Below are 13117 nucleotides of genomic sequence, written 5' to 3' on the forward strand. Positions count from 1 at the left end.
TATCGTTAATAAAGACCGTATGTGGCATTATACGGAAGGCTTACGCAATTTTTCACCGATTTGGGACAATCATGGCATTCGAATTTTACCAGGACCATCCTCATTATGGCTTGATGCAGAGGGGAATCGTTTTGAAGCACCAAATTATCCGGGCTTTGATACGCTGTCAACGCTTGAAGCGATTGGCAAAACGGGCTATGATTACTCATGGTTTATTTTAACGGAGGAAATTATTGAAAAAGAATTTGCATTATCCGGCTCAGAGCAAAACCCGGACTTGACGAATAAGCGGTTATTTGAGGTACTACAGCGAGTGAAAAAAGGGGCACCAAAACCTGTGCAGTCATTTATCGACAATGGTGTGGATTTTGTCGTAGCAGATGGTGTCAAAGAGCTAGTAGCGGGAATGAATAATTTAGTAGGCAATGAATTGCTCGATTTTTTATCAATTAAGGAGAAAATTTTGAGTCGTGATGACGAAATTGTGAATAAACAATCGACAGACCCACAAATTCAAACAATTTATCACGCAAGACGCTATATCGGTGATAAAATAGTACGCGTAGCAAAACCACATAAACTATTAAGCCCAGCTAGTGGGAAACTTATTGCGGTACGTCTTAATATTTTGACGCGCAAGACGCTTGGAGGATTACAAACTAATTTAAACGGTGCCGTACTAGATCAACAGCAGAATGTCATCAATGGCTTGTACGCAGCAGGTGAAGCGGCAGGATTTGGTGGCGGAGGTGTCCATGGCTACCGTTCATTAGAAGGAACCTTTTTAGGTAGCTGTATTTTCACCGGATATACAGTTGGGCGCGCCATACCATAGGGGGAATAAATGAAATGAAGAAATTTAGCTTATTATTTGTATTAAGTCTTATACTTGTTGTACTTGCAGCATGTAGCCAAGAAGAACCAACACAAACATACGATTTTAAAGCTACAAATAGTGATTGGGATACGAGCTATTCAGTTGTTCAAGAGCCATCAGTAGGTCAAAAACAATATGAACTAAGCATTAAGTATGTTGGTAAAGGAGATTTACCAAAACAAGTTGGTTATGAGCTAGCAGATGAAAAAATTGCCGGAACAGGTGAGTTATTAGTTAACAATTCCATTAAAAAAACGGATTCATGTAATGAATGTACATTAGCAACAGAAGAAGATAAAATATTGACACTTACTTATGATGGAAAGCAAGAAACGCTTGTTTTGAAAAAACAATAATGTGATTAGAGTGTAGACAAATATGTTTATACTCTTTTTTTTGTGGTATAATTTGGTAAAAGGGTGTGCAAGATGCATAAACGGAGCGCGATTATTTTAATCGAACAAAGCTGTGTCGCGTTAATTAAGCGTGTTAAAAATGGACGTCGCTATTATACATTTCCTGGTGGGAAGGTAGAAGAGGGTGAAACGGTTGAAGCCGCAGCAAAAAGAGAGGCGTTTGAAGAGCTTGGGTTAGTTGTTGAAATTGGAAATTGCTTGATTACCATTCCTTATAATGGTACACAATATTATTATTATGCCACGCGTCAAAGCGGAATTTTTGGTCAGGGTACAGGTGAAGAGTTTGTTGATATGCGAGCAGAGGATACATATGAAGCGGTGTGGATGCCACTTCATATGTTACGCCAACATGACATTATTCCGGTAGAGGTTGTTGAAAAAGTACTCGAACAGGAGGGGTTATATGAGACCTAAAATAAAGCTTGAAAAATCAATTCCCGAAAAAATTGCGAATAGTATTGGCTATGCGGCTATTTTATTTTTAATCATATTTTTCTTCGCAAAAATGAGTACGTTACCCGCAGAAATTCCGATGCATTATAATGGCGTTACAGTTGACCGTTACGGCTCAAAATGGGAAACAATCGCTCTTATCCTTATTGCTATTGCAACGCAAATAGGCCTAGAATTTTTAGAGCGTAAACCACAGTTACATAATTATCCAGCGCGTTTTAATGAAGAAAATGCTGAAGCTTTTTACCGTGCAAGTTCGCAAATTTTAAACTATACAAAAAATACAATCGCGGTTCTGATGGCTTTCATTATGTATGAAATTCTGACTCTACAAGAACAGCTTTCACCGCTGTTTTGGATATTAATTGCATTGGTTATTGGATTATCCATTTGGGGCGTTATGAAAATGAGTCGTATTGGTAAATAATTAAAAAGGCGTATCATGAAGTAGACAATTACGACTCCGTGATACGCCTTTAGTATGTTTTATTGACCGTCTATTTCTGAACGGAGCATTGGTTCTAGTTGCTCAAGTGGAATATGACCAACAAGTGGCTCATACATCGAATTATTTAAAATGACACGTGTATGAGGAATACCCATGACATCAAACTTTTCGGAAATCTCTGGATGTTCGTCAACATTGACTTTCAATACTTGAATATCGTCGTTGTTATCATCTAGTTGTTCAAGTACTTCTGCGAACATGCGGCAAGGTCCGCACCAAGTTGCCCAGAAATTTAATACGACCATTTTATTTGTCGCAACTTGTTCATTTATTTGTTGTGGATTTGTTATGTGTAAAATTGACATCTGTTTGCCTCCTAAATACGCTTCATGAGCTAGTGGTATCATAGCACCAAATGAAAATAAGATGCAATAAAACTGTTTAAGCTGTATATACAAAAGAAGCGGCTTTGACATACGTGTAAAAATAACCGCTCCTATAAGCATAAGAAAAACCGGAATCGCGCAGTGGCGTAGTTCCGGTTTTTCGTTGCGAACGCTAAAAAAGGAGAATAACATGTTTTGTCCTTTTTTAGCGAATCTATCCTCAAATTAAGTCAAGTATAGTTTTATTCGAATCTTGTTTTTAATGAGCTAATATACGTGCCATCTGTCGTTTTAAAGCGTGGGACACCATCTTTACTAAATTCAACACCTGCAATCTGTACAGTTGTACCAATTGGGAGTGCTTTTACTTTTGTAATTAAGTTTACATCGCTGAATTCAGATAATTTTACAAGTGTTGTGACGGATGATGGGAAGTCACTTGTGTAATAATATTGTTTCACATTTTCTGGCACGACTTGTGTATGTGTTTTTAACGCAGTCATGTATTTACCACCTGTTGTTTTTAAGAACGGTGTGCCCGCATCAGTGTATTCGATGCTATCAATTGTAAATGTACGATCAATACCATATTGTTTGTAGATGCTCTTACGTGCGAAGTCATTATAAAGTGTTTGTTCTTTTAATGTTAATACACGTTCAGGAACGTCTGTAATGTATTTTTCAATATCTGCACGTACTTTTTGTACATATTGTTTATTTGCTGAAATATAGCGACCATCTGATAATTCTAAGCGCGGCGTGCCACCTTCAGTGAAATCAACGCCTGCAATTGTTAACACAGAACCTTCAACTGCTTTTCCGACACGTGTAGACGTATTAAAGTCTACATTATCGTATAAGTTTGCGTCTTTTTTCAGAAGGATTTTTCCAGGATTTAGATAATAAAAGCTATCATAGCTTGCGACAATCTTTTGCATATAAGTTTTGTTTGCTGAAATGTATTTATTTGTCCCGATTTTAAGACGTGGGACACCAGTAGAGGTATAATCAATACCTTGTACCTCTACTACAGTATCCTTTTCTAAGGTACGGATTTTTTTGCTAGCTGTGAAAGTTGTACTTTTATAAACGCCCGCATCTTTTTTCAATATAACGTTCTTTGGATTTTTCGTGAAAAATTTCGTTAAATCGATGTCATTACCTGCTTGTGTGACAAGTGAAGATTTACCGCGAATATCATTTAATTCTTGGTTTGGATGTAAACGGTTTAAATCGACATAGCCGCTAATACCGCTTACAATACCTTGGTCTGTGTATTGCCATAGATCATAGTTGTAAGCTGGTGCTGTGCTGCCGTAACGTGGAATCCATACGAAATCGGCTTTTGATGTATCTAAATTTAATTGGTTATATAAGTGATGTGCAATGTAAAGACCTACTTTTTTATCTGTATATTTTCGTAGTTCGTCTACATAAGCATTGATGATTGTACGCATGCTTTCACCAGATGTACCGGTCATCTCTTCAACATCAATTACATACATTTGCGCATCTTTATCTGCACGATTATAAAAATCGCGTGCTTCTTGTCTCGCATCAGAGCTTGAGACTGCTAAACTGTATGAATAAACGCCGAAGGGTACGCCATTTGCTTTTGCTTGTTTTTCGTATGTACTATGCATGTAATCCTCAACAGAACTACCGTATTGTGTACGAATAATAGCGAAATCAACTGTTTTTGACACTTTTGCCCAGTCGATATTGCCTTGCCATTTTGATACATCGATTACGGTTTCGCCTGTCGCCATTGTACGTGCTTTAGATGTATCGGTTGTATCTGTGACAAAAGGCTTGCCTTCCCATTTCACTTGGCCATCTGGTTTTGCGGGTGATAATGTTTCGGCATTTGCTGCCATGGGAACCGTTAATGCTGAGGCTAGCAGGGCAGCGACGCTCGTGGTACGTAGTAAACTTTTCATATTCTAAACCTCCTAGTATTCTTAACTTCGACAGTATAACAGAATAATAAGACAGTTACGTTTTATTTTTGTAACAAAACAATCTCAAAATGTTAGGTTAATATGACAAAAATGTCTATAAAGTCAAAAAAGTAACAAAAAATAGTTTGACTTTTCAGAACTTTTTCGCTATATTAACACCACATTTAGTGAGGAGTGATGGATAATTTGAAAGTATTTGCTGTTATTCCAGATGGACTTTCTGGTGGAAAAGTAGAAGAAATTGTTGAGGCGATTATTGCCCGAATTGATGAATTTGATTATGTTTGTATTCGTCAACAACGACATAGTGAGACGTTACTGCGTTATTTTTTAACGTGTAATGTAAGTAAAGAAAAAATTATTTTGTATGGCAATATTGAATTAGCCATAAACTACGATGTAGCAGGGGTTCATTTCCTAGCACATGATAATCGCTTAGCTGCTTTTAAACAGCAATACCCACATAAATTAGCAGGGCAATCCATTCATTCGATGGCTGAGTTAGATGCTGCCTCGATAGCAGATTACTTTGTAGTAGGGCCTATTTATCAATCCTTTTCACACCCATATAAAAAGCAGATTGGTGAAAAATTATTACAGACGATTTGTGAACGCACGACAGTACCGGTGATTGCGATTGGCGGTATGACAAAAGAAAAAGGGATGTCGTTAGAAGGGACTGGAGTAGCGGGCATGGCTGTGTCGACTTCTTTTTTCAACATGGATGATTGCGGAGAAATGTAAAATACATAAATTTTTTGAAAAACACATACGAACATATGTTCAAAACGTTAGGTAAGAGGTATAATAGTAATAAATCTATAAGTAGAGAGTGTGTTGACAGTGTCTTCAGGAAAAACACATGACCGCGTTAATAGTATATTTATTACGCTTCTCGTGTTGGTATTATTTTTTTACAATTTGATAAATGATGTCAGCATCCTTTATTTTGTATTAGGCTTTATGGTTGGGACGTTTTATTTAGGTCCTGATTTAGATTTACGAAGTAACTTATACTATCGTTGGGGTGCGCTCCGTTTTATTTGGCATCCATATCAAAACATACTAGCGCATCGTTCTGTTTGGAGTCATTTTCCCCTAATTAGTGATATCATTCGTTATATTTGGATTGGTATGATGTATAGCGTATTCTTCTTATCACCATACATCATTTCGAAATATATTTTAGAAACGATGCAATATATGAATGCGACGTATTTGTTGTTAACGATAGGGGTTTTATTATACGTTACCGCAACTAAAAAGAAATTACCTAAAAAATATCGTAAAAAACGTCTTCATATTGATTTTGGTAGCGTCGTTCTTTTGTTATTTATTCTAAACAGTGTGTATGTATTAATGAATGGACATCCATTTTTTATGGAATTAAAAGATCATGAATTAGCGCAAGAATTAGAACGTTTATGGGACCCCTTTAGCATTTTCTTTTTAGGGAATGTTTTAGCAACAACGTTACATTCATTACTAGATATGTTGTCATCAGGTGTTAAAAAACTTAAAAAATAACGAGTAGGTGAATGAAAATCTCGTTTTAATCAATAATTTATTTGATTTTTCGAAAAATAGACAAAAAATAGACATATTTGATGAAAAAATTATTTTTTTAGGCGATAATAAAGGTAACAGCATTTGAAGGAGTGATGACAATGATAAAAGAAAATCTATTAGATGTATGTATCGATAATATGATGTTGACAAGAATGGCAGCGGAGATGAGCGAACAAGCTTATCATGAGAAAATTGCTGAAGTGGCTCATCATGAATTTGCACATGGAATTTATACGGGTGTGCAGTATGATACGTTGAAACATAGTTATTTATCTGTCATTGCACCAGATCGTAAGGGCGCTATTGAAAAAATGATGAGTTTACCGATTATGAGAAATCATCAACTGCAAACGATGAAATTACAAGATAGCTTTGGTTATGATATGCTACATTACACAGTAGAGAATGGCTGGAACGAAATTATTACACCACCAGAAATGGCGCGTGCCGTTGAATTTCACGCACTTTATGAAGAATGCTGGTATGCACTACAAGCAGCCTGTATTTCATAAATAGTATATAAAAAGAGGCTGGGACATACATGTAGAAATCACCTCTCATATGAGCATAAGAAAAAACGGAATCGCGCTGTGGCGCGGTTCCGTTTTTTCGTTGCGAACGCTAAAAAAGGAAAATGACGTGTTTTGTCCCAGTCTCTTTTCTTATAGCTTTTTTAGCTTTCTAAATTCTGTAATAAAGCTTTCCAATCATGTGCCACTTTGGCGCCATCAAAGCGTTTTGCAGCTTCATAAGCATTGTGACTCATCTGCTCTAAAATAGCTTGGTTTTCAAACAAGGTGATTAAGGCATTTGCCATCATTTCTTCATCATCTAATGGACATAACACCCCGTTTTCGCCAGATGTAATCATATCACTTGGCCCGTAATCAATATCATAACTAATAACAGGAACCCCATGTGCAATACATTCAAGTGTAAAGAGTGAAAAACCTTCCACTTTACTTGTTAAAATACCGATTTGTGTACGATTATAAATAGCTTCTACACTATCTACAAAGTCATGAATGAAAATATTATTAGATGCGTTTAATTCACGAATTAAACCCAGCATTTTATCTCGCTGATCGCCGTGTCCATATAAATGGAATGTCGCAGTCGGGAATTCTTGTAGTACTTGATGGAAAATACGAATTGCCGCAAGTGGCTGTTTTTCATCGGCGAAGCGAGCTAGATAAGCTACTGAATACGGCGTACGTTGCGAGAACGGCACACGAGCAGGTAATGTTTCGAGCGCATGTGGAATAACGTATTGATTGTCATGATGACCAAGACGTTCTTTTACATGATGCCGTTGTTTTTCAGTTAAGTAAACAACGGCATCTGGGCGATCAATATCATTTAAAACGTCGCGATAGTTCGAATTCCACTGACCCGTCATATAATCGTTCCCCGTTTTTAAATGCGAGCTATGGAATAGTGAAATGATTTTTAGATTTGGACGCTGCCAATTTTTTAAAATTGGATAATAAGGTAAGCTGCGGTCGATAAAGCAGTAATGTACTGACTCTTCATCAATCAGATTCAGCATCACCAACAGATGATTCAGAATCAGATTCAGAAAACGAATCTACAACAGATAGCTCTGATTCAGATTCAACTTCTGGTACAACAACATCTACAGGTGACGAAGATACAACGCCAGATAATGAAACAACAAGTGATAGCGATTCTAACAACGCCGCAACTACAGGTACACAAAATGCTACTGTTACTGCACAAAAAGGTACAGAACATGGCAATGGTGCTGGTTTACCTCAAACAGGTGAAGGCACTGCAGCAGCGGCTGGTCTTGGTTTAGGTGCATTATTTGCAGGTGCAATGGCACTAATCGCAGGTCGTCGTAAAAAGAACTAATCCAATTAATATAAAATAAAAAAGCGGCTAGGACAATGAGACATGTCCGGCCGACAAAAGATAAGTATAAGAAAAGCAGGAGTCGCTTCGGGGCGATTCCTGCTTTTTGTTGTGAACCTATTATGAAATTGAAATAGATTTCCCAGTCTTTTTGAGTTATTGCATAATAATTGCCGGGTTGAAATAAAGAATGACAATTGCTGCGAGTCCATAAAAAATTAAAAAGAAAATATTAATTAAATGTTCACGGGATTCACGAATATATTTATATTGCATGATAATATCAAACAAATACTGAACGAATAAAACAATTAAGAATAACCATAAAATATGGTATTCGGTCGCAAAGCTAATAACGACAATTGCGAGTAATGCGAACATCAAAATGTTTTTTCCAATTCTATGTACTTGGTTGACAGGTGCAATCGATAAAATACTTTTTGGTACTTTAAATTGCTTTCGCACAGCGATTTCTAAAATATACGATGCAATTAATAAAATCAAAATCGTAAAAATGAAATTCAACGTCTCCACCTCTTTCACATAGTGCTATTATAAGTGACAATGAAAAGAGGCGTCCATAAAGAAGTATAGGTCATGCTAAAAACGCCAAAAATCTAGCTTTTTCGACGCTGTATCTACTTTTACTGTGCCGCCAATTGGGAACGTGAACATAGACTGTGTATGCCCAAAGTCTACATTATAAAGAACAGGGATGTCTTTTACGCATGGAATTTTCGTTAAAATGAATTCGATGTCCTCGTTCGTCATTTGAGAAGCGCGTTGGAATCGCCCAATAACGAGTGCCTGTACATTATGAATGCTTTGTAAAAGCGAGGTTAAATCTCGCGCAAAAATCTGTGGGCGTGTTTCGTAATCATCTTCAATAAAGAGTATTTTTTTATCAAAGCCACTTGGCATATAAGATGTGCCTTGTAATAAATTTAAGGTGCTTAAATTACCACCGAATATTTGTCCGCAAGCCTCACCTTCATTAAATACTTTCCAGTTTGTTTGTTCGAAACGGCGATTTTCCTGATCGAGATACCATTCATCATCACTCCAATAAGAGGAAGCTGTGACACTGTAGGAATCACTAGAAGTCAGACATTTCAGAAAATTATGCTCGTGATATGAGCGACCTTTTTCCATTTGGAATGTCGAGAAATGTGGACCAGAGTATGTAACGAACTCGGATTTCGTTGTGATTGCAGTTGCAAGAGCTGTAATGTCACTAAAGCCACAAAGAATTTTCGGGTTTTTCTTTATCAGTGTATAATCAAGATATGGTAAGATTTCATTGCTACTAAAGCCACCAATAGCTGTTAAAATCGCCTTCACGTTGGGATCACTAAAGGCTGCATGGATATCATCGACACGACTTTCAATAGAAGAGGAACTGAAAAGGTCGGATTCATAAATATGCTGACCAAATGTGACGACAAAGCCCATTTCCTCTAATCGCGCTTTTGCTTTATCCACACCGGTGTCCCCTAAAATTTTAGCGCTGGTGCTTGGTGCAATGATACGAATTTCATCACCTTGTTGTAATTTTGATGGAACAATCATGGAAACGCCCCCTGTATAAAGTTTTTGTAAATAGTATTAGTATATAGGTAAATGAAAAGGAGTACAATCACAAGATGGATTTATTAGGCTGGATTTTATTTTTTATTTTAGCAGTGCTTATTATGGTTGTCGTAACAAAATTTGTTACGAAGAAATTTAATATTCCAACACAACCTGCAGGAAAATACGTTCACGTTAATATGTGGCAAAAACAATTAGAGCGCATGTTTTATATTGTCTTTTTAATTGTGTTAATGATTGAAATGTTTATCGTGCAAAATACACGTCCGTTTTCAATCTATGCATTTCTAGTATTATTTGTTGGCTCCCGTATGTTTTTTGAATACCGTTATCGAAAAGAAAATAAACAATATATCATTTATGGTGTGACATTTGTGTATATGTTAGTGTTCTTTGTTATTATTGATCGTATCGGATAAGAAAAAGAGACTGAGACAAAACACGGCATTTTCATTTTTTAGCGTTCGCAACGAAAAACCGGAACCGCGCCACAGCGCGATTCCGGTTTTTCTTATGCTCATAGGAGCAGTTGTTTTTACATGTATGTCCAGCCGCTTTTTTATAGGCTTATTTTGATAAATCAATCGTGAAAATACCAAAACCTTTAGCATCTGTTTTGCCTGTATAACTATATGGGCTATTTTCTTCTAAATAATTAGCACCCGCTGGAGAAGATGTGAAAGTCACATTTGGCTTGCCAGTAATTTTAGCTAATGACCAGTTGTTATCAGCTGTTGGAACGATTTCTTTTTGCTCTGAAATATAATCCATTAATACTTGGCGGTTTTCATCTTGACTATCGACTACGACAGGGCTTGTTTTCACGCCTGCAAAATTCCCGCCACCTGTTGCACGGTAGTTATTTGTAATGACAATAAATTGTTGGTTCTCATCAACTGGCTTTCCATTATATGATAGATTTTTCACACGGTTTGCTGTTGGGTTAATTAAAAGGCCATCTGGATCATATTTTGATGGCTGTGTCACATCAATTTCATATGTTACGCCATCAATAACATCAAAGTTATATGGTCTAAAGTCACTATTGATAAGTGCTTGCTTAGTTGTTTTATTCGGGTCGATTTGATTGAATTGACCAGCAGAGCGTTCTAACCATTCTTTTACTGTTGCGCCAGACACTTGTACGGCTTTTAACGTATTATCGTATAAGTATAAATCAGCGGCACTACGGATTGTTAATTCGCCTTCTTTAATTTCTGTATATTCTTGTGGGCCATTACGTCCTGCTTTAAATGGTGCGCCGGCTGATAAAATCGGTAGGTCTTTTAATTTTGGATCATTTGCGACGATTTTTTCAACATACCATTTTTGTGCGTTTGTTACGACTTGAATAGATGGATCATCTTTCACAAGCGCAAAGAAGCTGTGGATATCATCGGTTGTTGTGCCGATTGATTTATTGACGTACTCTACTGTTTTTTCATGACTTGTTTTTAAAATTGAAGATACGGTTTTGGCCACGCGTGTGCTCTTCGCATTACGTGTGTGTGATTTTGACGATACGACTTTCCATTTATTCGTTTTTGATTTTGTTAATTTTAAATCGATAATGCCAAGCTCTGCACCACCGTATCCCGCTTGTACAGCCGCAACGCCATTAATTGTTCCTTTTTTATTGTTAACGCCAGGCAGTAGCTTGCCATCTTTATCCTTAAATGATGAGCTAAGTGATGCTTCGTCTTTTGCTGGGAACACTTGGTGTGTATGTGAGAATGTCACAGCATCAATATCTTTTACTTTTGTTAAGGCATAGATAACGTCCTCGTTATTTGTCACATCTGCATTAAAGCCTGAGTGTGCCATTGCAATGACCACATCCGCCCCTTTTTTCTTCATTTCAGGGACGTATTTTTTCGCTGTCGCAACGATGTCCTTCGCTTTGACTTTGCCTGTCAAATTCGTTTGATCCCAGTTCATAATTTGTGGTGCTACAAAGCCGATATAGCCGACTTTAATGACATGTGATTTCCCTTTTGAATCTTTTACTTTTTTCTTAACAATAGAATACGGTGTAAATTTATTTTTATCATTTTTATCGTTTTTATCATGGTCATCGACATAGACATTGGCATTGACACGTTTGAAGTTCCCGTCATTATACACTTCTTTTAAATAGCCAAGACCGTAGTTGAATTCGTGGTTACCATAAGTAGCCGCATCATAGCGCATCGCATTCATTGCGGCAATACTAGGATGTACTTCACCCTTTTTAATACGTTCTACTTTAGCAAAAAATGTACCGAGTGGAGTACCTTGAATCGTATCACCATTGTCTACAAGCACATTGTTTTTATTTTCTTTACGTGCTTCATGTACAAGGGTAGCAGTTTTAACAAGACCCACTGTATCTGTTTCAGCATTTTTATAGTAATCATAATTCATTAAATTAGTATGTACGTCTGTTGTTTCCATAATGCGAAAGTCCACGTTCGCCGTTGTTGTTTTTGCATCTGCTAATGTAGGCACAACTAAGCTCATACTCATTACTGCTGCGAGTGCTATTACACTTTTCTTTTGTCGATGATTTCCCATACATAAAACCTACCTTTAAAATAGTTGTAAAATTCAGTTCCTTCTTGTAATATAGCGTAGTTAAGACTAAAAGAATATAGTTTTATTGTAATTAAGGTCTTTTTTGACAATTTTATTATTAAAGTGGAAATGATGTGGGGCAGTGCGGATAAAATTAGTAATTCTTGTTAGTAGTCTGTTTATTATGATGACGCCAATGATGGCAAGGAGTGAAGCGATGATTGCAAAAAACATTCCAAAATCAACGTGGATTTGGGATGTCAGCTTATTAAATGACATCGATATGGAAATGCTTGAAGTGCAGCATGTTACAAAAGTATATGTACAAGTTGACACTGAGCTACCAATAGAAGAATACATCCTATTTAGTGAAAGAGCACAGCAACATCATATAGCAGTCTACGCATTAGATGGCGCAAGTACATGGGCACAAACGCCATCGCAAGCACAGTATACAAAGAAATGGATTGCGCAAGTCCAACAACAATATCAACTCTTCAAGGGTGTGCATCTTGATATAGAGCCGTATACGTTGAAAACATACGAACAGCAACAACAAAGCTTATTTGAAAATTATTTTGCAATCTTAAAATCCTATCGTGCGATGACGAATGAGCAGGGATTATCGCTAGAGGCAGATATTCCATTTTGGTATGATGAAGTATGGTATGACAATCGATACGGTAAAGGTCTTGTGTCACAGTTTGTGATTCGTCAAACAGATGAAGTCGCGGTCATGGCCTACCGTGATACAGCCGCCGCGATTTTAGAAATTACGAAAAGTGAACGTGCGTATGCAGCGAAGAAAGAGAAATCGCTAACCATCGCGGTGGAAACACATCCATCAGAGGAAGATGATTACATTAGCTTTGCGAATAAAACGCCAGCGTATTTTGAACAACAATTAGAAAACGTTTATGCACAAGCACAGTTGCCAATTGGCGTGCATCATCTCACCTCTTGGCAAGCATTATACAAATAGCAAG

The 13117-nt window shown here is 37.0% G+C and carries 16 protein-coding genes and 1 pseudogene; 10 read left to right on the top strand and 7 right to left on the bottom strand.

Going from position 1 to position 13117, the window contains the following annotated elements; all coding sequences use genetic code 11:
- The 4 genes from KTHG_RS10550 to KTHG_RS10565 all read left to right on the top strand — a co-directional run.
- On the top strand, positions 1–835 hold an 835-nt coding region (locus KTHG_RS10550), incomplete at its 5' end, for an FAD-binding protein (protein WP_139993621.1).
- Positions 836–849: 14 nt separating this feature from the next.
- Positions 850–1233 (top strand): hypothetical protein, encoded by a 384-nt coding sequence (locus tag KTHG_RS10555; RefSeq protein ID WP_139993410.1) that lies wholly within the window; start codon positions 850–852, stop codon positions 1231–1233.
- Between the two features lie 72 nt (positions 1234–1305).
- Positions 1306–1710, top strand: coding sequence for an NUDIX hydrolase (locus KTHG_RS10560; protein ID WP_139993412.1), 405 nt, complete (start codon positions 1306–1308; stop codon positions 1708–1710).
- Positions 1700–2176, top strand: coding sequence for an SdpI family protein (locus tag KTHG_RS10565; protein ID WP_139993414.1), 477 nt, complete (start codon positions 1700–1702; stop codon positions 2174–2176). The genes KTHG_RS10560 and KTHG_RS10565 overlap by 11 nt, the downstream gene beginning before the upstream one ends.
- A 59-nt stretch (positions 2177–2235) precedes the next feature.
- On the opposite strand, the gene KTHG_RS10570 is transcribed toward KTHG_RS10565, so the two are convergent.
- Together KTHG_RS10570 and KTHG_RS10575 are read right to left on the bottom strand one after the other, a co-directional pair.
- Positions 2236–2562: a thioredoxin family protein gene (locus tag KTHG_RS10570; RefSeq protein ID WP_126989887.1), complete on the bottom strand. Its 327-nt coding sequence runs from the start codon at positions 2560–2562 to the stop codon at positions 2236–2238.
- 263 nt (positions 2563–2825) lie between these two features.
- Complete coding sequence (locus KTHG_RS10575; RefSeq protein WP_139993416.1) at positions 2826–4523, bottom strand: DUF5776 domain-containing protein; 1698 nt, start codon at positions 4521–4523, stop codon at positions 2826–2828.
- Positions 4524–4721: 198 nt separating this feature from the next.
- Here KTHG_RS10575 and KTHG_RS10580 point away from each other — a divergent pair, with 198 nt between their 5' ends.
- The 3 genes from KTHG_RS10580 (at position 4722) to KTHG_RS10590 (ending at position 6625) form a co-directional block, all read left to right on the top strand.
- Positions 4722–5288 (top strand): thiamine phosphate synthase, encoded by a 567-nt coding sequence (locus tag KTHG_RS10580; protein WP_139993418.1) that lies wholly within the window; start codon positions 4722–4724, stop codon positions 5286–5288.
- A gap of 99 nt (positions 5289–5387) precedes the next feature.
- Complete coding sequence (locus KTHG_RS10585; RefSeq protein WP_139993420.1) at positions 5388–6071, top strand: metal-binding protein; 684 nt, start codon at positions 5388–5390, stop codon at positions 6069–6071.
- 140 nt (positions 6072–6211) lie between these two features.
- The gene (locus KTHG_RS10590) at positions 6212–6625 is read left to right on the top strand and encodes a hypothetical protein (protein WP_139993422.1); all 414 of its coding nucleotides are present in this window, start codon (positions 6212–6214) and stop codon (positions 6623–6625) included.
- 161 nt (positions 6626–6786) lie between these two features.
- On the opposite strand, the gene KTHG_RS10595 is transcribed toward KTHG_RS10590, so the two are convergent.
- Entirely contained in the window at positions 6787–7662 is an 876-nt protein-coding gene (locus tag KTHG_RS10595) for a glycosyltransferase (protein ID WP_139993424.1), read from the bottom strand.
- Entirely contained in the window at positions 7646–7873 is a 228-nt protein-coding gene (locus KTHG_RS21850) for a hypothetical protein (RefSeq protein WP_255512433.1), read from the bottom strand. Before KTHG_RS21850 ends, KTHG_RS10595 begins: the two co-directional genes overlap by 17 nt.
- Before the next feature lie 22 nt (positions 7874–7895).
- Between KTHG_RS21850 and KTHG_RS22135 the strand changes: the two are divergent.
- Positions 7896–7988, top strand: a pseudogene (locus KTHG_RS22135) (LPXTG cell wall anchor domain-containing protein); the annotation flags it as partial.
- Between the two features lie 156 nt (positions 7989–8144).
- Here KTHG_RS22135 and KTHG_RS10605 read toward each other — a convergent pair.
- A complete protein-coding gene (locus tag KTHG_RS10605; RefSeq protein WP_126991934.1) occupies positions 8145–8513 on the bottom strand; it encodes a DUF4181 domain-containing protein in 369 nt (122 codons plus the stop codon).
- Between the two features lie 75 nt (positions 8514–8588).
- On the bottom strand, positions 8589–9557 hold the full coding sequence (locus tag KTHG_RS10610) for a S66 family peptidase (protein WP_139993426.1): 969 nt from the start codon (positions 9555–9557) through the stop codon (positions 8589–8591).
- 74 nt (positions 9558–9631) lie between these two features.
- Here KTHG_RS10610 and KTHG_RS10615 point away from each other — a divergent pair, with 74 nt between their 5' ends.
- Positions 9632–9997 carry a DUF4181 domain-containing protein gene (locus KTHG_RS10615; protein ID WP_126991932.1) on the top strand — a complete coding sequence of 122 codons (366 nt, stop codon included), beginning with the start codon at positions 9632–9634 and terminating at the stop codon, positions 9995–9997.
- A 148-nt stretch (positions 9998–10145) separates the two neighbouring features.
- On the opposite strand, the gene KTHG_RS10620 is transcribed toward KTHG_RS10615, so the two are convergent.
- Positions 10146–12083 (bottom strand): bifunctional 2',3'-cyclic-nucleotide 2'-phosphodiesterase/3'-nucleotidase, encoded by a 1938-nt coding sequence (locus KTHG_RS10620; protein WP_370362761.1) that lies wholly within the window; start codon positions 12081–12083, stop codon positions 10146–10148.
- Positions 12084–12348: 265 nt separating this feature from the next.
- On the opposite strand from KTHG_RS10620, the gene KTHG_RS10625 reads away from it, so the two are divergent.
- Positions 12349–13113, top strand: a complete 765-nt coding sequence (locus KTHG_RS10625) for a hypothetical protein (RefSeq protein WP_139993430.1) — start codon at positions 12349–12351, stop codon at positions 13111–13113.
- The last annotated feature ends 4 nt before the right edge of the window (positions 13114–13117 follow it).

The sequence above is a fragment of the Kurthia sp. Dielmo genome (assembly GCF_000307285.2).
Classification (GTDB): domain Bacteria; phylum Bacillota; class Bacilli; order Bacillales_A; family Planococcaceae; genus Kurthia; species Kurthia populi.